The following is a 20937-nucleotide window of genomic DNA, read 5'->3' on the forward strand; positions in this document are numbered from 1 at the left end:
TCTTGCCCGCCTTGATAATCATTGTGCGCCCACGCTTCATTGAGCAGGCGCGGTCATGTGCTGATGCGGGCAAGCCACCCTCGCCTCCCCTCAGACGCACAGCTGCGTAGGGCACTTTGGTGCCCCTTGTCCTCCTGATGCTGGTTTTTCTGCGTCGTCCCCTTGGGGGTACTGTCCGTGCCGTCCAACGCGTTAGCAGAACGCTGGTTTTCGAGCTGCCCAGCTAGTCGTACCGCACCAGTACGACGAAGGTCTTACAAAATCGGACAAACCGCACAAAATTGATACCTCTTAACGATTTTCGCAACGCGAAGATTCGTGGAGACTCCGGCACGACAGGGCCCATAAATGGAGCATGCACTTACCGGCATTGGCTTTCTGGACGTGTCCGACCTGGGACTGGGAACGAGCAGCCCACTCACCGACACCGCAAAGGGCCGGCCGAGAATTGGTGGGCACTCGTTTTCCGGATGGTACTGACATGGCACGAGGAGACGCTCATATCGGTGCGCAGTCTCTTGGAACGCGAGGGTCACCGGGTTCTCACCGCAGAATCGGGCGAGCGCGCCCTCGCCGTCTTCAAGGAACATGACATTCACCTCCTTCTTGTCGATTACTTCATGCCCCGAATGACGGGCGAGCAGTTGATCCGTGAAATCCGGACGTTTGACCCCTTCGTGCAGATCATACTGCAGACCGGGTACTCGGGAGACAAACCGCCTCGCATGATGGTGGCCGACCTTGACATCCAGGGCTACCATGACAAGGCCGACGGGCCGGAGAGACTTCTTCTCTGGGTGGATGTCGGCCTGAAAGCCTATCGGACAATCAGCGCGCTACGAGAGCGCGAACGCCTGCAAAGAGAGCTGGTCGCAAACGTGTCACACGAGTTTCGCACTGGAAATCATGCGAGACACGCTGCGCCCGGTGGACTGTGCAGTCTATTTGCACAAGGGCCAGGGTTGCTACAGTGTGACCGCGAACACCGGTTCGTGTCGAACGAACCCGGACTTCTCGCCCGACCTCGTCAGTCGACTCGCGCGTGGCGAGATTCTCAGCCGCTACGAATGGGACGATGGCAGCGGCCGGCCGGTACCGCCGATTTGGAACACACTAGGAGCCGACCTCATCGTCCCAAGCCGTAGCGCTGGCGTGCCCGTCGCGATATTCGTCCTAGGCGCCAAGGCCTCAGGCCACACTACGCTGTGCATGACGTCACGTTCCTGCAAACGGTGGCTAACCAGGTGGCGCTCGGGTTGACCAACGCGTTTGCAATTGGCCAACTGGAGGAGCTCAACGCAAGCCTGGAGCGACAGGTGCAAGACCGCACCGCGGCGTTGGCAACCTCGAATGCGGAACTGAACCTCTCGCTTGAGAAACTGCGTACAGCGTACCAGTTACTCGAACGCAACCAGTCAAGTCTGGTAAGGGCAGACCGCCTAGCCACGCTCGGACGGCTCACTGCGGGCATCGCGCACGAGATCAATACTCCTCTGGGTGCACTACTGAACTCCGTAAAGATTCTTAGCGACCTGGGACAGGAGTTCCCGATTCCATCGATGATCCAAGCGTTCTGCCCAAAGATCACCATGAAATCGCTGCTGACATCCTTGGCACTGCTGGGTCCGCCGCCGAGTGGGCACGCAAGGCAGCCATCTTCATCAAGAAGGTGAAGATGCATGGACGCGACGCCCGATCAGACGTCCGGGAGTCCTTTACGGCGAGAGGGCTGGTGGAAGAAACCACCGCCTTACTGGCTTACCGGCTGCGCACCTCGTTGTGCCAAGTCGATTACAGCGAAGAGCCCAAGGGAGTCGGGATCACGGGCGATCCGAGCCTTCTCGATCAGGTGCTCGTCAACCTCATCGGCAATGCGCTGGACGCGTACGAGGAACGGGAAGGTGGCGGGCGCATCGACATTCGGGTGGGGGTGTCGATCGCGGATTTCCCTGACCATCACGCCGAAGTCTCTTACATGCGGCATCTTGTAGTCGAGGAGCAGAACGTCCGGCCTACACCGGTAGATCGCCTCTCCAAGATCTCGCCCGTTGTCCGCTTCCCCAACGACCTCGATATCGCCCGTTCGCGGCAGCGATATCCTCAACATCTCACGAAACATGGCGTGGTCGTCGGCGATCATCACCCGGAGCATGGCGCACACCGATAGCAATATCCGCGCCGTAGTTCCCTGCGGTGTTCGGCAGACGCGGCAATTGAATCGTGGCGTCGTGCACCGTCACGATGGTAACACCCAGCGCAGGAATACCGCCAGGCTGACAAAACTTGGCGCCTCGGGAGGGTGGAGTCACAGGCGTTGCGATCCGGCGGCAGTTTTTGTCCCTACCGGGCTCGAAATCGGGAGGAATCCACAACCTCGCCGAATTCTTCTATCGGACCGCACACTGTCTGATGAACCGCACGAGCGAAGTTTTCGGCATCTGAGTGCTCGCTGGGCACCAACGGTTGCCCGATATGCACCTCGCCTTTCAGGCGGTGCCCGTTGAATACCTGGCTACGCAAGTGCTGCGACATCGTAATGTCGTCTACCCAATAGGCCCGGCGGTCACTGTAACGGATCGTCACCGGCACCACGGTGGTGCCCAAACGATGCAGTAGCCGAAACAATCCCGAATGAAACGGACCGGGCAAACGCTCACCACGTGTCGTGCCTTCAGGAAACACCACCACATTCGCTGTCTTGACACGCCGCGAAAGGTACCGCGCGGCCCGCACTCGTCCGTTCAGGCTGTCGCGATCCACCAACACGACACCCACCGCCCGTGCCGCCGCCCCCACCACCGGCCAGGTGGCAAGGTCGGCGCGGCTCATAAAGCTTGGGCCCAACACACTGGCCAACACGGGAATATCCAGATAGCTGCGATGGTTGGAAACGTAGACACAGTATCCTAGAGCAGGTTGCCCGTGCACCCGTATGTCGACCCGCAACCACGCGCACGCCTTGCGGCTCCAGTGCCGCAGGATCCGCAGCGCGCGCGCCGGCGATGGTCCCCATAACCGCTCCGACAACTGATACGCGCTCAGATGACATACCGCGCTTGCCATGAGCGCAGCAGTTCGTGCGTATGCTCTAGCCACACGTTCAGCCATTGGATCTCACACACCGCTCCGATTTTTCCGAAACGCAACCAAGCACATCTGAGGTTTTGACTCCAGCGGCCGTACTAGCCAGGGACGATCTCCTCTCCCACGCACCCGGGACTCAGTTCGTCTGCACCATCGAAGCGCGCCAGCAAGCACGCTGCGAGTGAGAGCCGCACGGTCATTCCAGCGCTCCCCCGCAGCTCGACCCGGCGCCCGCTGTGCAACCGAAGCAGTGGGATGCCGTCCGGATCTTCCCGCCATCGATCTCATCGAGCCGCGTAATCTCCCACAGGGTCAACGGCCGTTCCACCGCTCCGCCACGCTTCGTGATCTGCAAATCGAGCATCTGATTGAAATCGCAGTCGTAGAGTGCGCCATCCCAGCCGACACTCAGCAGCGCGCGGCACATCAACCCCGCAACCGTGTGCGGATTGAAATGGTTCACCAATATCCCCATGTAGTCGTCGAATCTTCCCCAACGACGGAGCTGCTCAGCGAACCGCTTAATGGGCATGTTCGTGATCGTCAGGAGACGGTGAAACTCAATGCCGAACAGCCGCCCCAGCTCCTCCCGGTAGCGTGCTTCAAGGTCGAGTTGGGAGGGCGGAAGGAAGGCGCCCAGCGGGTTGTACACGAGATTGAGCACCAATGGCGAGCCAGGGCGACCGTACCCCAGGCGATTCAGCAGACGCAGGGCCTCAATGCTCTTGTCGAAGACACCGGGGCCCCGCTGCCGGTCGACGTTTTCCGCGGTGTAACACGGCAATGAGCACACCAGCTCGATCTCATTGTCGCAATAGAAGTGCGGCAGCCTCTCCAGACCGGCCGAGAAGATGACGGTGAGATTGCAGCGGACAATGACGCAACGGCCCAGCGCCCGACTCCGCTCGACGAGGAAGGCGAAGTTCGGGTTCAACTCCGGCGCGCCGCCAGTCAGATCAACGGTCTCAATCGCCGGACTGTCGGCAAGCAGCGCGATGACCCGCTCCGCCGTCGCCCGCGTCATGATCTCCGTGCGCTTTGGTCCGGCGTCGACGTGGCAGTGATGGCAAGCCTGATTGCACAGTTTACCCACGTTGACTTGAAGTATCCGGACCTGCCCACGGCACAGCGGCCCCACATCATATCGGCGAAGCATGCCTTCGAAATCAGGCTCCGCGGCCGCGACGGATAGCGCCTTCACTCCATGCCTCACGCCAGCACCCTGCCCGTCACGGGCACGTCCCGCTTCTGTTCGATGCCATGAGTGCCGCAGATATTACACGTTTTGCAGCCTGGAGCGTAGCCGCACGGGTGCCGTCGATGTCTTTCCCCACGAGTGGATTTGGTCAATGCTGAGACCCGAGGTGCGTGTGCCCAAGCAATCTCCAGCGAAAGCCGCCTCAGAAGCCGCGAACCGATCCTCCAGCTCCGGGGCTGCCAATCACCCCGAGGACGCTCCTCGACGGAGCAGTGTAGCCAGGATTGCGCTTGCCGCGGTGATCCTCGCGGCGCTCGCCGCCGTGATGAAGATCCTGCACGTGCAGCATTACCTCCTCTATCTGGTGAATTGGATCCGTAGCGCCGGGTGGGCCGGCATCTGGGTCTTCGCGCTGGTGTACGTTCTCGCAACGGTGTTCTTTCTCCCCGGCTCGATCCTCACGTTGGGCGCGGGCTTCGCATACGGTGTTAGTGTCGGCACCATGGTCGTCTGGATCAGCGCGAACCTCGGCGCCACCTTGGCCTTCCTGCTCGGCCGCACCCTGGCGCGCGCGTGGGTGGCCACACGCGTCGAAGCATATCCGCGTTTTGCGGCCATCGACCGGGCCGTCGAACGAGAGGGCCTCCGAATCGTATTGCTCACGCGGCTGTCGCCCGTCTTTCCTTTCAACCTTCTGAACTACGCCTTCGGACTGACCAAGGTGTCCCTGCGCGACTACGTGCTCGGCTCGCTCGTCGGGATGCTCCCTGGAACCATCATGTACGTGTACCTCGGCTCGTTGATCACCAGCGTCAGCGAGCTCGCAGCGGGCCGCACGTCCGGCGGCGTCGCACAACAGGTCTTCTACTTTGGCGGGCTAGGTGTAACGGTGCTTGTCACGCTATACGTGGCGCAGGTTGCACGCAGGGCTCTAGCGGAGGCAACCATCGCGCCCCGGAACACAGACGAGGCGCGCATGAACGTCGATCGGCGAAGCGTGCCGCCGTCCGCGAAGACGCCAGCACCCTTGGTGTTGCCGAATGACGAGCACAGCCGGGTTCTTGTGTCCCACGTTCATCCAGCCGGCTGGGTGAACCCCACACCCACGGGCCGGTATAACCTCGTGGTGGTCGGCGCAGGCACCGCCGGGCTGGTGTCAGCCGCGGGGGCTGCCGGGCTGGGAGCGAAGGTCGCGCTCGTCGAGAAACACCTCTTGGGCGGCGACTGCCTGAACGTTGGCTGTGTGCCGTCCAAAGCCATCATCCGCGCTGCCCGTGCCGCCGCTGAGGCACGGCTGGCGGAGACATTCGGCGTCCGCATTCCTAACGTCGAGGTCGACTTTCCCGCGGTGATGGAGCGCATGCGGCGGCTGCGTGCTCATATCGCGCCGCACGACAGCGCCCAACGCTTCTCCGAACTTGGTGTCGATGTCTTTCTCGGCGAGGGCCGCTTTACGGGCCCGACAACGCTCGCGGTCGGCGGCCACACGCTGGAGTTCTCGCGCGCGGTCATCACAACCGGCGCACGAGCGGTGGCGCTGGAAATTTCGGGGCTGGAGGAAGCCGGCTACCTGACCAACGAGACCGTCTTTTCGCTGACCGAACTGCCCCGCCGTTTGGTGGTCATCGGCGCGGGCCCCATCGGGTGCGAATTGTCCCAGGCTTTCCGCCGCCTCGGGAGCGAGGTCACGCTCTTCGAGGTCGGGCCTCGCATACTCCCCCGCGAGGATGCCGACGCGGCCGCCATTCTGGAGCGTCAGTTACGGACCGAGGGCATCCAACTGATCTTGCAGGCTCGAGTCACGCGAGCCGAGCGGCGTGGCACCTATGTAATCCTTTCGTACGCGGTCGAAGGAAAGCAGATTGAGATGTCCTGCGATGCGATCTTGCTTGGCATCGGCCGGGCACCGAATATCGAGGGGCTCGGTCTGGAAGCCGCAGGCGTTGCCTGTGACCCTGGCGGAATCACGGTGAACGACTATCTCCAAACGACGAATCGGCGCATCTACGCCGCCGGAGACATTGCCTGCCAATATAAGTTCACCCACATGGCGGACGCGCTCGCTCGGATCGTCCTGACCAACGCGCTTTTTGCCGGCCGCAGCAAGGCCAGCGCCCTGCACGTCCCATGGTGCACGTACACATCGCCTGAGATCGCTCACGTGGGACTCTACGAACACGAAGCCGTCGCCCGGGGCTACGCCGTCGACACCATCACGATCCCGATGGGTGAGGTCGATCGGGCTGTCCTCGACGGTAACAATAATGGATTCTTCCGCGTGCACTTGAAAAAGGGCAGCGACCGCATCCTCGGTGCCACGCTGGTGGCGGATCACGCCGGCGATATGATCTCCGAGATCACTGTGGCCATGGTGGCGAAGCGTGGTCTCGGCACCATCGCCGCCGCCATCCATCCCTACCCCACACAGGCGGAAGTGATAAAGAAGGCCGCCGACGCCTACAACCGGACCCGCCTGACACCGCGAGTAAAGGCACTCTTCGAGTGGTGGCTCGCGTTGCGGCGCTAGCTCCACTCGCGAGTCATCGTTCCGCCCGCTGCCGGGAGCCGGCCCCTAGCGATTCAGGCCAACGCCGACGAAGCAATCTGCGGGAGCACTTCGCCGACCTTCGCGTGGATCCGCACGTCGGCGAGATCATCGTACGGGGTCTCACCCAAAGTGATGATGATCAACTTTGCACCACTCTGCTGCGCAATGCCCGCCAGAGATGCCGCCGGGGTGACCACCAACGACGATCCGAGGGCCAGAAGGCAATCCGATTGTTCGGCAAGTCGTGTTGCCTCACGCAGCACCTCGTGCGGAAGACTCTGGCCGAAGGATACCGTCGCCGGCTTCAGCCAGCCACCACACTGGGCGCAGGTCGGGACGTCGCTTCCCGCCTCGAGCTGCGCCAGCGCTTGCTGAATCGGCACACGGCATTCGCATCGCAGGCACAGCGCTTCGAGATTAGTGCCGTGCAGCTCCAACACCAGCCGGCTGCCGGCGCGCTGGTGCAAGCCGTCGATATTCTGCGTCATGACAGCCTGCAGTCGCTGGGCGGCCTCGAGGTCCGCCAGAGCCCGGTGCGCAGGGTTCGGTTGCGCGGCAAGCATCGCAGGCACGGTAGCTTGCTTGTAGCGCCAGTGTTCCCGACGCCCCTCGTGATTGGCCAGGAACTCCTGGTACTCCACCGGTCGAAAGCGCTCCCACACACCGCCGGGGCTGCGGAAATCCGGGATGCCGGACTCCGTGCTCAGCCCCGCCCCTGTCAACGCCACCGCATGCCGCGCCTGGCGTAGCAACTTCGCGCTGCTTCGAATCGCATCCAGCGCATCCATGTCGGATCTAATCAGTCCCGCCCCACGAACGCCCGCCGTGTCAGGCATGTTCGTCAGCAGGGCTTCCCAACACGCGTTCCGGATGGCCGGACCACATCCACGCAACGCTGGTGCGACTCACGCCCAGCATGAGGCCGCCCAGGGCCTTGGGATGGATGAAGATGTTCGTCGGCACAGCATCTCGCGGACCAGTCCAGTCATCGGGGGCGTATTCGAGCAGTCGCTCGCGGATCAATGTCAGATCGTCCGCCTCGGCATAACACATATAGAAGCCCGGCCCGCGCCTGGCGAAGAAGCGGCCCATGGTCTTCGCTGCATCGTTCGGCGTGACGATCTCGATGCGATCCAGCCAGTCGGGATGAAAGAGCGTCAGCACGCCTTCGTACCCGAACTCCTCCGACCGGATGGGAACGAAATGCGACGGCTCCAGAGCGAAGCCAGCCGCTGCTTTCTCCACGACGGAAGCAAAGTCGTGCACCAGGAGCGTCGCTTCGTAAAGGTACCGGACCAAACCAGCTGGCTGCCGCTCCGCCTCCGGGGAGATAACAGCGCGGAGTCCAGGCAGACCCGTAGCCTCTGGAGAAAGAAATATCTGACCCCCTTCCTCTGTCAGAGACACCCCACGTGCCTGTAGGTGTGACCGCAGCCGTGAGACGTCCGCTGTCGCCAAGCCGACGGCAAACAGCCCGCCCTTGGTACGTGAGAGAAAATCAGCTGCCGATCCCGCGCCGTCCGGTTCGATCACCTCGACCTCGCTGACTCCGAGCCGGAGCGTGACACGCCGGGCAGCGAGCAAGTTAACCCGATCCTCACGCACCACCTCGGCCCCGAGCAGCCGCTCGAAGACGGTCGCGGTAGCTCTTTTGTCGCCTACAACGACCTGAACTCTATCGACACGTCTGAGCACTGGAGCATCTCGCTGCGCCGGAGCGCATGACGACGCTATCAGCGGTCCACGATCAGCTCAAGCGCAGGCCTGGCGTTGCGGCGCGGGAAGGGCGGCGCGGGTCGCGATGAAGGCGGTCCTCGACGCCTATGCCGTGATCGCAGCACTGGTGGCAGAGGGAGCCCGCGCCGAGGTTCAACCGTTGCTGAAGACGGGGGTCATCTGCGCGCCCAACGTCGCGGAAGTGGTGGACGTGTGCGTGCGTATACACGGCAACGAGGAGCGGACGGTACGCGAGCGGGGCCGGCTGGCTGATCAGCGGTGGACTCGAAGTGGCGGCGCTGGAGTCGGGGCTGGCACTCGCGGCAGGATCTCTGCGGGCACGGCATTACCGCTGGCGGCACTGCGAGATCAGTCAAGGTGACTGTTTTGCGCTCACCCTGGCGAAGCAGCGGCAGCTCCCGATTGCTGCTGCCCTCGACGCCGAGCGCGAGGCGGTCGATCGGTGCGCATCGTCGCCGGACCAACGAGAAGGGATGCTCGCTTTCCTGCAGAAGCACCCGCCGGTGTTCAACAGGCCAGGCTGAGCCGCCGACGCTCCGGTCACCAACCGGCGAATACGATTCACCGAGGATGGATCGCGGGTCTAATTCGTTGTCTTCAGGGATCCCAGCGGATCATCAATACCCACCAACTCCAGCACCCGTGCCGGGTCAATTCCCGCCTTCTCCGCCGCCACCACAACCCCGTGCTCGTACTCTGCGTCGCATAATTCACACATGGGCTTCGGGGTGGCGGAGTGCCAGCAGAAGAAGACCGGATCTTCCCCGGTTGGCGCGACGAACGCTTCGAGCTTCATCCTCATGATCTCGCGCACCAGTGGGTCGAGATGCAGCATCTTTTTTCTGCGCATACGCCTATCTGCAATGTAGCTAAATAGGATTCGCTTTGCGAGGCGTGCACCGGCCCCGACACGCAGACGTTTCCAGCGGCGTCGCGTTCCTTCCGGAGCTTCTTTTTCTTTCCGATCCACTGACGAGTGACAGTGAACTCCGCACCGTAGTCTTCTATCGCTATCGCCATCTTGTCTGATTTCAGGAGGTCGCCGGGGTCATGGTTGCCGTCGCCACCTCCCCTCAAGCATTAGGCCGCGAATCAGGTGACGTCGCAAGGCCGTTCATACACAAATACACGTGGGCGGTAGCAAGAACATCTCCGACACAGTAGCGTACCACATCGATGATCTGACCGCTTTGCACGGCGCCCCACACCTTCGAGCCGTCCAGCTCGTGCTTCGGCGATCGCCCCCCGTAGCCAATTGCGTATGCAGCCAGCGGGAACCGTGACGCCGCGCCATAAAACGTCACGGCATCCTGCAAATCCAGGTGGATCAGCGGGCGGTACCGGTTCTCACCCACCGCCTTCATGAAGAGCTCACGCCCTTCGATCACCCGATGCTTGATCGAACGATGGATGAGCACGGGAAAATCAAATCCGCGACCGTTGTAGGTCACCAATTGCGCCTGCGGTCGCACGAGGTGTTGCTCCACCACGCGGCCAAACTGCTTCAGCAAATGTGCTTCGCTATCGCAGCCTTGTACCTCACAGGTGCGAATGTCGCCAGATCCCGCTTCGATATCCATTGATACCGAATACTCGCCGGCGCACAAACTCGCATCGAACAACGCACCCAGCTTCTGCGCCGCCAGGTCGAACCACGAGATGCAGACGACTCGGGCGAGGGGTGGGCAGAGGCCGCCGTACGCCTCGGGCGTCATGTCACGACCCTTGGCAAGACCGGCGATTCCGTCGCGGTTTTCCGGTGTCAGATCCGCGATGGTTTCCAGATCAAAGACCAGTGCATTGTGCTTCATCGATCGCGCCCTCCGCACGCCCGGTACGCTCGCTATGACCAGAGCCTCCGATCTTCGCTTGCTTCCACGAGATCTTCCAGGGTGTAGTCGTGTATTCTGAACCACTAACCTACTTCCTGGAACGGATTCGATGCAATAGACCTGGGTCGGCCGATCGGCGCGCGGCGGAGTCAGGGAACGCGGCGCCTGCGAGCTGTCCGCGATTGCCGTCTACCGATCGCAGCGCGCAGGCGTTCGAATGCCTCATGGATCATCCCTTTGAAGGCGTCGATGTCGGGCATCAGCATGTCGTCCGAGTTGAGGCCGACGAACAACCGGTCTCGATACCCGTACAGCGCGACACTCACCGGACTTTTCATGGCAACCGGTGCGAACGGATAGGCCGCCACGATTTCGGCTCCGGCGAGGTAGCGCGGCATGAGGATGCCGGGGATGTTGGTGATGATGAAGTCCACTCGGCCAAAGGTTGCTTCCGCCATCCACGTGACCAGCGCATGCGGTAAGCAGCTCAAGAGCTCGGCAAGCATCGGTGAAGCCGTGGAGAGCGGGTCGGCTTTCTTGGCCTCCATCCGTTTGTGAACCTCCCGGTAAGTGGCAAGTGGATCGGCGAGGCGGATGGGTAATGGCACGAGGATCCCCGTGGCCACGTTACCAACATGCGGTTTCGCCGCCCATTCGTCAGGCTTGCGCAGGTTGACGGGCACCAGGGTCATCAGCTCCCGCACCTTGCTGATCCGGTGCGCCGCGTACCACTTGCCAATTGCCTGTGCCATGATCGTCAGGATCACGTCGATCATCGAACCGCCAAGCTGGTGTTTGAGGCGACGGATCTCAGCGAACGGCAGGTCCAGACTGCTCAGCCGCCGTGCGCGCCCGGCAGAGTTCTTGAGCGGCGATTGGCTCTCGAAACGCATCAACTCGATGATCGACCGGATGGCGGGCAGCAGCCGAGCGACTTTCGCGGGATGCTCGATTGTCTTCACCACGGCGCCGGCAACCGCCGCCGCGCGCTCGACGTCAAGTTCAACCCGATCTCGAATGGCGTCGAGCACGCGCGCACCGAGCAGACGCTGGGGTGCCCAGGCACCTGTCGACACCTGCGGTGCGTGCCCGCCGGCTGGCTCGGCCGGTTCGCGCTCCGCGTCCGTCAGCGCCGCGAAAATGGCGTTGCCGCCGACACCATCCGCCACCGCGTGATGCAGCTTGAAAAACAGGGCTGACTGGTGGTCGGGACCCAGCCCGTCGTAGAGGCGAGCTTCCCACAGCGGGCGAGACCGATCGAACGCGGTCTCATAGAACGGCCCGACTTCGCGAAACAACTCGTCCATGTCGGCTCGGCCACAGAGAGGATGCCGCCGGACGTGGTAATCCAAGTCGAAGGTCGGGTCGAACTCCCAGCGCGGCAGCGTCAGATCCAGCGGCGCATCGACCACACGCTGCGCCAAGCGCGGCACGGCGGTCACGGCACGTTCGAACGCCAGTCGCAAGCGCAATTCCTCCGGCGGGGAGTCGAGCACCAAGAGCATCGCCATCGTGGTTGGTTGCATGGGCGAATCAAACCACCAGAAAGCGAGATCCTCCCCTGACAGCCGCGAGGCTACCCGCGCTGGCCCCCCGCGCTTTCCTGAACTCCCGTCCATACCCTCGTGTTCTTGACGCCTAGGGCTTCGAACCATCGCTCCGTTGCTCCTACGTGCCTCACACTCCCTTGTCGCCTCCAACAAACGCACCAATCCCCTGCCCGTCTCCCTTCCTTGCTTTCGGCGCGAGGGAGGCGCCCGATCCGTCCTATTGTTGGAACACTTCAGTCAGCCTTCTTGCCATGACCTGGAAACAGACTCCTCAATTACGGGAAAACAGCGCCTGAAATGCGAAGAGGTCGGGGAAGATTTCCTCGGTCGCTTGGCTTTTGATCTGCATACCAGTACCGTCGCACCGGTGCGGTACAGGCCTGCTGAGCGAATCCGTCGACAAGAGAGGACTGTCATGCCAGAGGCGCAGGTTGGCGATGTGAAGATTCACTACACCGACATCGGCGAAGGCGATCCCTTGCTTTTGATCATGGGCTTCGGCATGCCCGGCGATGCCTGGCTTGGCGTGCTCCCCTTCCTGGACGGCTTTCATTCGATCTACTTCGACAACCGTGGCACCGGTCAGAGCGAGAAGCCTGAGGGACCGTACACGATTCCCCAAATGGCGGACGATGCGGCCGGCATCCTCGATCACCTGAAGATCGAGCCCGCGCACGTGTACGGTGTGTCCATGGGCGGGATGATCGCCCAGGAGCTGGTTCTACGCCACCCGCAGAAAGTGCGGTCGCTGGTACTCGGCTGCACCATGTGCGGCGGCGCGCATTCCAGGCTCGGAGACCAAGAGGTGATCGATACGCTGCTTGAAATGGTGCAGGGAATGGGACGCACCGATCCAGAGACCTGGGTCGATCGCCAACTACCGATCGTGTTCCCGCGCCAGTGGATCGCGGCGAACCCGGGGTTCCGCGACATGCTCGTGATGCTGGCCCCACTGCTGCCCCCGACACCACCCGAAACCGCCCAGCGGGCAATGGCCGGACTGTTCGGGTGGACGACTTACGATCGCCTGCCACGCATCAAGGCACCGACCCTCATCATTCACGGCGACCAGGACCTCATCATTCCGGTGGAAAACGCCACCGTCCTCAAGGAGCGCATTCCGGGCTCCCAGCTCCACATCGTCAAGGGTGCCGGCCACGGCTACCCGGCGCAGGACCCGGTCGCGGTGCACCAACTGGTGACCGAATTCTTCCGCGCGCACTGAGCCCTCGACGCAACCGCCTCAAGGCTCGTATCATCGTCCTGACGATTCGTTCCAATCATGGGCCAGGCACTGTTCTACCGTTTCGCGATGCCGGCCACGCTGAAGATGTGGGGGGTGGCCGCTTACCCGCACGGGTTGTCGCGCGCACTCGCCGAGCACATCACGCAGTTCTCGCTCGGCGGCCTGGAACGTCTCGCCGCCCGGGCTCCGAAGCGCCGTGCAGGCGGCCGGCGCAGGACATCGAGGTGATACGGATGAATCGCAAAGTTGTCTTCGCCGCAATCGTGCTCATCGCGGCCGCTGCCGTCATCGCGGTCTACCTCCGACGCGACGGCGCGGCGCTCTACTATACGGGCTTCGTCGAAGGCGAAGAGCGCGTGATTCGGAGCGAGGTGATGGGGCGGGTGCTCGCGGTCACATACGCCGAAGGCGCTACGGTCCCACCGAACGCGGTGATCGCCCGCCTCGACGACCAGGACATCGCCGCGCGCATCAAGTCGAAGCAGGAAGAGCTGGCCGTTCTCGACGCCGACATGGGCACGCAAAGCGAACGCATCGAGCTGACCCAGAACACGTGGCAGCGCGACCTCAACGCGCGCCGGGCCGACGTCTCGCAGGCGGCGGCCGCCGCGACCCTCGCCGAGCGCACGTTGGCGCGTGAGCAGGAGTTGGTCAAGACCGGCAGCAGCACCCCCCAGCTGCTCGACGACAATCGCTCCAGGCGGGACCAAGCCCGCAGCGTTTTGGAGCGTACCCGCGAGATGCTGGCGCGGGCGGAGGCGGAGGAGCGCACCGTCTCCCTGGCCATGCACGAGCTCGCCAGCATGAAGGAGAAGCACGAGCTGGAGCTGGCGCAGCTGGCAGAGCTGCAGGTCACGCAATCGAAGTCCATGATCCGCTCGCCGGCGACCAACACCGTCGTACAGACGCAATTCATTTGGCCGGGCGAACTAGCGCAGCCGGGCACCGCTATCGTCGCCGTGCTGGATCCGGTCGACAAGTACGTGCAGATCTACGTTCCGGTCGCCGATGTCGGACGATTGCATATCGGCCAACGGGTCAGGATCGAGCTCGATAGCCAGCCGGGAACGCGCGTCCCCGGCGACGTCAGCTTCATCGCGGACAGGGCGAACTTCACGCCGGAGAAGATCGAAACCCGCAGCGATCGCATGGGCCAGGTGTACCGCGTCAAGGTTCGCATCCTCGAAGGCGTGGAGCGCTTCCAGCCCGGCACGGAAGGCAACGTGTATCTGGATTCATGACGCCTCCTTTGATCGAGCTGCGCCGCCTGTGCAAGCACTACGGCCGGCGTCACGCCCTGGTGGACATCGACCTCAGGCTCGACCAGCACCAGATCGTCGGCATCGTCGGCCCGGACGGCGCCGGCAAGACCACCTTGATCCGCGTCCTCGCCGGCTTGCTCGAGATCACGGCAACAACCGCCAGGGTGCTGGATCACGACCTGCACGGCGACGTCACCGCATTGAAAGCTCAGATTGGGTACGTGCCGCAAACCTTCAGTCTACACCGCGATCTGTCGGTGATGGAAAACCTCCGCTTCAGCGCGCGGCTGCACCGCCTGCCCCCGGCCGATTTTCGGCAACGCGCCAGCGATCTGCTCGAACGCACCGGCCTCGCCCCGTTTGCCGACCGCGCCTCGGCGGCGCTCTCGGGCGGCATGAAGCAGAAGCTCGCCATCGCCAACGCGCTGCTGCTCAGACCGCAACTGCTGTTGCTCGACGAGCCCACCGCGGGCGTCGACGTGCTGGCGCGCGCCCACATCTGGACGATGCTCGAAGGCGAGCGCAGCAACGCGCTCATCCTGATCAGCACCAGCTACCTGGACGAAGCGGCCGCCTGCGACCGGCTGATCTACCTCGACGCCGGCCGCATCGTCGCCAACGGCACACCGGCCGAGCTCCGCGCCGCCGCCGGCCTCGATCTGTACCGCGCCTGGGGTGACGACCCGCGCCGGATCGCGCGCGTGGCGCGACAGCTGCCATACGTCGCCGGCGCCCGCGCCACCGGCGGCTTCGCCCGCATCGAAGTCCGCCGTGACCGGACGCCCGGTGCGCCGCACGTCCTCCGTGATCTGCAAACGTTGCCAGACGCCGGCGTCCGCTTCGCAGAGTGCACCCCGACCGACATGGAGGCGACGTTGCTCGCCCTGGCGCGAGGGACCGCGGCATGAACGCACCGAACAGGCCTGCGCCCATCATCCGCGCCCATGGTCTGACCAAGCACTTTGGCGCCTTCACCGCCGTCGACAATCTCACTATTGAAGTGATGCCCGGCTCCATCTTCGCGTTCCTCGGCGCCAACGGCTCGGGAAAGAGCACGACCATCCGCATGCTGATCGGCCTGCTGCAGCCGACCGGGGGGAGCATCGAAGTGGATGGCATCGATGTCATCCGCCAGCCGCGCCGCGTGCGCGATCACATCGGCTACATGGGTCAGAAGGTGAGCCTCTACCGCGGACTATCGCTGCGGGAAAACGTCGAGTTCTACGCCGGCTTGTACGGCCTCTCGAATGCACAACTGGAACGCAGCTGGGGCGCATTGCGCGACCGTTTCTCGCTCCGCGATGTCGAGCATGAGAAGTCCGAGGAATTGCCGGCCGGGATCCGCCAGCGCGCCGGGCTCGGGCTCAGTATTCTGCATCAGCCGCGCGTGCTCTTCCTCGACGAGCCGACGGCCGGCGTCGACGTGCACAACCGCGGTTTGTTCTGGGAGCTGATTCAAGAAGAGGCCGAAGCCGGCGTGACCGTCTTCGTCACCACACACTTTCTCGAGGAGGTCGAATACTGCGACTGGGTGTCCTTCATCGACGCCGGCCGCATGCTGGCCAACGCCGAACCCGAGGCCCTGCGGCGGCAGTACAGCGATGGCTACCGCATCGAACTTCGTCTGCCCGCCGAGCGCTGCGCAGCGGCCGCGGCGGCGATTGAGCCGATTGCGCGCCATGTCGAGCGCACCGCGACCGGCCTGCGCGTCAGCATCCCGACGTTGGAGCCGCGGGTCCTCACCACCCTCGACGAGATCGCCCGCGCCTTCGCCAGCGGCAGCGACGCCCACATGCACATCGAACAGGTACCGATGACGGACATCTTCCGGAAGGTGCTGGCGGCGGCCGGACAGCGGGCATGAACACGCGGCGGCTGCGCACCCTCATACGTCGCGAGTTGCTCGCCACGTTCCGCGACCCGTTCACCGTCGGCGTGCTCATCGCCGTGCCGCTGGCAGCGCTGCTCGCCTTCAGCTCCATGCTGTCGACCGAGGTGAAGGGTCTCGTGCTCGGCGTCCATGATGCCAGCGGCAGCAGTGCCAGTCGGCGACTGGTCGCCGATCTGGCCGCCAACGGCACCTTCGTCCCCCGCCCTTACGCCACCCGCGAGGCGTTGCAGCGCGCGCTGGTGTCAGGAGCCATCGGCGTCGGGCTCGTGATTCCGCCGGATTTCGATCGCGATCTATACCGAGGAGTATCCAGCGCCGGCACACCGCAGGTTCAGGTGCTGTACGACGGCGCCGAAGCCGTGCTGGCGGGGAATGCCGAGGGGTTTCTCCGCAGCATGATCGCTGCCACCGCCGCCGACCTTGCCGCGGCAGAAGGCCTGTCCGCAGCCGCGCATCATGCAGCGACCGGGCCGCGCTCGGGCGGGGTCGAGGTGGTAACGCGGGCGATGTTCAACGCGCGACTCGACGGCCGGCCGTTCATGGTCGCCGGGACGTTCGGTTTCGTCCTGTCGTTTCTCACCGTGCTGCTCACTGCCGTATCGATCGTCAACGAGAAGCTCATGGGTACCTTCGAGCAGCTCCAGGTGACGCCCGCGACCGCGGTCGAGATTCTGCTCGGCAAGATCCTTCCCTACGGTGCCGTGTTCGCACTCGACGTCGTCTTGATGGTCTTGGTCGCAGGCTTCGTACTGCACGTGTGGCCGGTGGGCAGCCTGCTGTTCTTCATCCTCATCTCGTCCTTTTATGTGTTGGTATCTCTGGCCCTGGGGCTGATCATCTCGGGCACCTCCACCACGGCCGCTGAAGCCGTGCAGAAGACCGTGCTGTTGAGCGTTCCGCTGGTGCAGCTCAGCGGCTTTGCCTTTCCGATCCGCAACATGCCGCGGATCGTGCAGTGGGTTGCCGAGGTCTTTCCGGCCACCCACTATATTCGCATCAGCCGCGCCATTTATCTGCGCGGCGAGGGCTTCATTGCGCTGCTGCCGGAGATTGGCCTGCTGGTTCTGTTCGGGGTCATTTTGATGGCCTATGCGCTGCGCACCATCGAGGCGCGCGCATGAGCCGGGCGCGGCATCACTTCTGGTCCAACGTGCTGGCGCTGGCCTACAAGGAGGCGGCGGTCATGCGCCACGACCGCGCCTTCCTGGCAGTGGCGTTCATGCAGCCGCTCGTGATGCTTTTCCTCTTCGGCTTGGCGCTGTCGAACAAGCCGGCCAATGTGCCCTGGGTGGTACTCGACGAAAGTCAGAGCACGCTCTCTCGACGCTTCATCGAGGAGGTCCGGTCCACCGGCTACTTCCTACCGCCGCAGCGTGTAGAGAGCTACGACGCGGGGCGGGGCCTGCTGATGACCGGGAGGGCCGTTGCCTTCCTCGTCATCCGTCAGAGTTTCCGGAGCGACAGCGAGCGCGGCACGCCGCGGGTCCAACTCCTCCTCGACGGCACCGACCCACTCTCCGCGGCCCGCGTCGGCGGGTACATCGGGCAAGTGGGCGCCGCCTTCGACGTCGCCAACGTGCCGGCACCGAGGCATTTGCCGGACACCAGGGTGCGCAACTCCGGTCTGATCGATGTCCGCCAACGATTCTGGTTCAACCCCACTCTGCGCGACCAGAACTTCTTCCTCGCCACGCTAGCCGGCATGCTGCTCACCAACTTGTGCTTGTCGGCAATGAGCTTGGGACTGGTCGCGGAGCGTGAAAGCGGCACCTACGAGCAGATGCTGGCGTTGCCGACGACGCCGATCGAGATCGTGTTGGGCAAGCTCCTCCCGTACGTCGGTGTCAGCTACGCCGTCTTACTGTTCGCGACGGTGGCCGCGGGGGTGGTCTTTGGCGTCTGGCCCCGGGGCAGTTGGCTGACGCTGTTCATCGTCACCCTACCCTTTGTGCTGGCCTCGTTGGGCGTTGGCGTGTTCGTGTCGACACTGGCACATACTTCCAGCCAAGCGGTCTTCATTTCGGTGTTCTTCATCCTGCCGTCGTTCGTGCTCTCGGGTGTGATGGTTCCCTATCAGCTCATGCCGAGCGGGGTCCGAGAAATCGGCGGGATTTTCCCGTTGCGGTGGTATCAGATCGCGCTGCGCCGCATTGTCGAACGCGGCGCGGGCCTCACCGACGTTGTCGTTCCCACCCTCGCGCTGGTTACGATATTCGCCGTCATTCTCGCTGGAATCCGCTGGCGCATGAAGCCGCGCCTGGGCTGACGCGGCCCTGCGACCGGCGCACTGGCAGGCAAGCCGGCGCAAGCTTGGCGACGCTACCGCAGGTCAGCGGGCCACACCACACGTTCAAGCTGCTGAAGCCGTCACGGTATAGTGTCTCTGACGGCGAGAGGTCCGCCGAATCTCAGCGCGGCTCTTCGGCGGGCGAACCGCCCCCTCCGCTTCCGCTTTGCTCGGGACGCATCCCCTCGTCAGGGTTGACGTTGATTTCGACACGTCGATTCTGCGCTCGCCCTTCAGGCGTGCTGTTCGTGGCCATAGGCTGCAACGCCGCGCTGCCCAGGTCGAGCAAGCACCGGTCGCTCCCGGAAGAGGTCCCATGGTATATGCGACTCGAGGAACGACGGAGACCACGGCGGCGCACATGTTTGGATCCAAAGAGACTCCTGCCCGCCCGCCCACGGAAGCATACGTGCGGTGGCTGGTTCGCCATCCGTTGCTGGTGGTGAGCGTGAATCTGCTCGCGACTGTCGTGCTGGGCCTCTATGCCGTGCGCATCCGGATCGAAAGCTCGCTCGCCAGTGTCCTCCCGTCCGGCGATCCCGAGGTCAGCTACTACGACGGCGTCCGCGCCACCTTCGGCAGCGACGACGTCGGCGTCATTGGCGTGCGGGCCGACAACCTGTTTGCGGCTGCGACGCTCGAAAAGATTGCGCGGGTGACCGACGCGGTCAGCCGCATGCCGGGCGTCGAGCGCGTTCTCAGCATCACCAACGCCGTCGACCCGGCCGCAGACGTGTTCGAGCCCCCGCCGTTGCTGCCGCACATCCCGCCGACGGAGGTGGAGACCGCGACGCTCAAACGGAAGCTCACCTCCACGCCGCTGTATGGCAAAAACCTCGTCGCCGATGATTTCAAAGGCGCGGCGATCAATGTGTTCTTCAAGAACCTGACTGACGCGCAGTACGCCGATTTCGACATCGACGGGCGGATCCAGGCGGTCTTCGTCAAAGAGACCGGGCCGGAGCGGTTCTTCTACACGGGCGCCGGGCATTTGAAACAGTCGGCCGTGGAGCTGATGCGGCACGACCTTCTCCGCTTCACGCCGATCGCGCTGGTTCTCGTCTTGCTGGTGCTGTGGCTGTCGTTCTGGAGCGCGCGCGGCGTCGTCCTGCCGATCGTCTCCGTGCTGATGGCACTGGTGTGGACCTTGGGCGTGATGGTGTTGGCGGGAAAGGCGATCACCTTGGGCACCTTCGTGCTGCCGCCGCTGCTGATCGTCATCGGCAGCTCCTACGCCATTCACGTCATGGCCCGGTACTACGAGCAGGTGGATGCGGGGGTCGGCCGAGAGGAAGTCGTGGTCCGCGCATTCCTGCGTGTGTGCTTGCCGCTCCTGATCTCGGCACTGACCGTGCTGATCGGTTTTGGCTCGCTCATGGTGAATCACATCACCGCGATTTGGGACCTGGGCCTTTTCGCAGTCATCGGCGTGCTGTTTCTCGCGGTGACCTCGCTCACCTTCATGCCCGCGGCCCTGCACCTCTTGAGCACCGAGGCGCGCACCGCCCGATCCGGCAAGGTCTCGCCGCGGCTGTCGCAGTGGCTGACGGATCTGGGTCAGCGGGCGTATTCGTCGCGGCATGCGATTCTGTGGAGCGCCGCGGCGGTTGCCGTCGTCGCCGCAACCGGCACGCGCCGCATCCGAGTCGATTCCGATTTCCTTTCCTATTTCGAGCCAACATCCCAGGTGCGCGCAGATAACGAAACGATCAACCAGCAGATCGTGGGCAGCAATCCCTTCTACCTGGTCATCGAAGGAGCCGTGCCCGGCACCATCACGCGCTGGGAAGTGCTGAAGCAAATCAAGGAGCTGCAGGAGTTCTTGCGCACGCTGCCGGGCCTCACCTCCTCGGTCTCCATCGTCGATTACCTGGAGCTGCTTGAAACGGGCCTCAACCAGACCGGCGAGAAGGATGTGCTCCTCGATGAGCAGGGCCACGTCGTACCGCCGGCACCTCCGAAGACTTTTTGGGAGGATCCCGCGCGTCTGGGGCCGCTGTTCAACACTGTGAGCACGAGCCCGTCGACTTTCAAATCCATCGTCACGCAGGACTTCCGCCGGGCGAACGTCCTGGTCCGGACCAATTTGTCAGGGTCGCGAGCGATCGAAGACACGCTCGCCCGGATTCGCGCTTACATCGCAGAACGCTTCCCGGCCGACCTGCGCGTTCATCCCACCGGCAATCTCGTGCTGCTCACCGGCACGACCTCGGACATCGTCACCGGGCAAATCGAGAGTCTGTCACTGGCGCTGGGCGTCATCTTCATCGTGATGTCGCTGATGTTCCTGTCGATGAAGGTA

19 protein-coding genes are annotated in these 20937 nt (G+C 63.5%); 12 read left to right on the forward strand and 7 right to left on the reverse strand.

Annotated features, from left to right (window positions below):
- The first annotated feature begins 1205 nt into the window (after positions 1-1205).
- Together VF515_18710 and VF515_18715 are read left to right on the forward strand one after the other, a co-directional pair.
- On the forward strand, positions 1206-1673 hold the full coding sequence (locus VF515_18710; GenBank protein ID HEX7409664.1) for a hypothetical protein: 468 nt from the start codon (positions 1206-1208) through the stop codon (positions 1671-1673).
- Positions 1674-1675: 2 nt separating this feature from the next.
- Positions 1676-2167 (forward strand): hypothetical protein, encoded by a 492-nt coding sequence (locus VF515_18715; protein ID HEX7409665.1) that lies wholly within the window; start codon positions 1676-1678, stop codon positions 2165-2167.
- A gap of 173 nt (positions 2168-2340) precedes the next feature.
- Here VF515_18715 and VF515_18720 read toward each other — a convergent pair whose 3' ends face one another.
- Both VF515_18720 and arsS read right to left on the reverse strand, forming a co-directional pair.
- A complete protein-coding gene (locus VF515_18720; protein HEX7409666.1) occupies positions 2341-3063 on the reverse strand; it encodes a lysophospholipid acyltransferase family protein in 723 nt (240 codons plus the stop codon).
- A 217-nt stretch (positions 3064-3280) separates the two neighbouring features.
- Entirely contained in the window at positions 3281-4240 is a 960-nt protein-coding gene (gene arsS, locus VF515_18725) for an arsenosugar biosynthesis radical SAM (seleno)protein ArsS (protein ID HEX7409667.1), read from the reverse strand.
- A gap of 193 nt (positions 4241-4433) precedes the next feature.
- On the opposite strand from arsS, the gene VF515_18730 reads away from it, so the two are divergent.
- Positions 4434-6809: an FAD-containing oxidoreductase gene (locus VF515_18730; protein HEX7409668.1), complete on the forward strand. Its 2376-nt coding sequence runs from the start codon at positions 4434-4436 to the stop codon at positions 6807-6809.
- Positions 6810-6862: 53 nt separating this feature from the next.
- Here VF515_18730 and VF515_18735 read toward each other — a convergent pair whose 3' ends face one another.
- The gene (locus tag VF515_18735) at positions 6863-7666 is read right to left on the reverse strand and encodes an NAD-dependent deacylase (GenBank protein ID HEX7409669.1); all 804 of its coding nucleotides are present in this window, start codon (positions 7664-7666) and stop codon (positions 6863-6865) included.
- A complete protein-coding gene (locus VF515_18740) occupies positions 7659-8525 on the reverse strand; it encodes a VOC family protein (protein HEX7409670.1) in 867 nt (288 codons plus the stop codon). Before VF515_18740 ends, VF515_18735 begins: the two co-directional genes overlap by 8 nt.
- Before the next feature lie 106 nt (positions 8526-8631).
- Between VF515_18740 and VF515_18745 the strand changes: the two genes are divergently transcribed.
- Positions 8632-8928, forward strand: coding sequence for a hypothetical protein (locus tag VF515_18745; GenBank protein ID HEX7409671.1), 297 nt, complete (start codon positions 8632-8634; stop codon positions 8926-8928).
- 222 nt (positions 8929-9150) lie between these two features.
- On the opposite strand, the gene VF515_18750 is transcribed toward VF515_18745, so the two are convergent.
- The 3 genes from VF515_18750 to VF515_18760 form a co-directional block, all read right to left on the reverse strand.
- Positions 9151-9417 (reverse strand): hypothetical protein, encoded by a 267-nt coding sequence (locus VF515_18750; protein HEX7409672.1) that lies wholly within the window; start codon positions 9415-9417, stop codon positions 9151-9153.
- Between the two features lie 223 nt (positions 9418-9640).
- Positions 9641-10378 carry a ribonuclease H-like domain-containing protein gene (locus tag VF515_18755; protein ID HEX7409673.1) on the reverse strand — a complete coding sequence of 246 codons (738 nt, stop codon included), beginning with the start codon at positions 10376-10378 and terminating at the stop codon, positions 9641-9643.
- Between the two features lie 170 nt (positions 10379-10548).
- The gene (locus VF515_18760; GenBank protein ID HEX7409674.1) at positions 10549-12054 is read right to left on the reverse strand and encodes a wax ester/triacylglycerol synthase domain-containing protein; all 1506 of its coding nucleotides are present in this window, start codon (positions 12052-12054) and stop codon (positions 10549-10551) included.
- Between the two features lie 310 nt (positions 12055-12364).
- On the opposite strand from VF515_18760, the gene VF515_18765 reads away from it, so the two are divergent.
- From VF515_18765 to VF515_18800, 8 genes are all read left to right on the forward strand, one after another.
- A complete protein-coding gene (locus VF515_18765) occupies positions 12365-13174 on the forward strand; it encodes an alpha/beta fold hydrolase (protein HEX7409675.1) in 810 nt (269 codons plus the stop codon).
- A gap of 57 nt (positions 13175-13231) precedes the next feature.
- Entirely contained in the window at positions 13232-13423 is a 192-nt protein-coding gene (locus VF515_18770) for a hypothetical protein (protein ID HEX7409676.1), read from the forward strand.
- 5 nt (positions 13424-13428) lie between these two features.
- Entirely contained in the window at positions 13429-14436 is a 1008-nt protein-coding gene (locus tag VF515_18775) for an HlyD family efflux transporter periplasmic adaptor subunit (GenBank protein HEX7409677.1), read from the forward strand.
- Between the two features lie 8 nt (positions 14437-14444).
- Entirely contained in the window at positions 14445-15365 is a 921-nt protein-coding gene (locus tag VF515_18780) for an ABC transporter ATP-binding protein (protein ID HEX7409678.1), read from the forward strand.
- Positions 15362-16321 carry an ABC transporter ATP-binding protein gene (locus VF515_18785; protein ID HEX7409679.1) on the forward strand — a complete coding sequence of 320 codons (960 nt, stop codon included), beginning with the start codon at positions 15362-15364 and terminating at the stop codon, positions 16319-16321. Before VF515_18780 ends, VF515_18785 begins: the two co-directional genes overlap by 4 nt.
- Positions 16318-17469 (forward strand): ABC transporter permease, encoded by a 1152-nt coding sequence (locus VF515_18790; GenBank protein HEX7409680.1) that lies wholly within the window; start codon positions 16318-16320, stop codon positions 17467-17469. The genes VF515_18785 and VF515_18790 overlap by 4 nt, the downstream gene beginning before the upstream one ends.
- A complete protein-coding gene (locus tag VF515_18795; GenBank protein ID HEX7409681.1) occupies positions 17466-18614 on the forward strand; it encodes an ABC transporter permease in 1149 nt (382 codons plus the stop codon). Before VF515_18790 ends, VF515_18795 begins: the two co-directional genes overlap by 4 nt.
- Positions 18615-18996: 382 nt before the next feature.
- Positions 18997-20937 (forward strand): MMPL family transporter (locus tag VF515_18800; GenBank protein HEX7409682.1); only part of this gene is annotated, 1941 nt, incomplete at its 3' end.

Source organism: Candidatus Binatia bacterium (assembly GCA_036382395.1).
In the GTDB taxonomy this organism is placed as follows: domain Bacteria; phylum Desulfobacterota; class Binatia; order HRBIN30; family HRBIN30; genus JAGDMS01.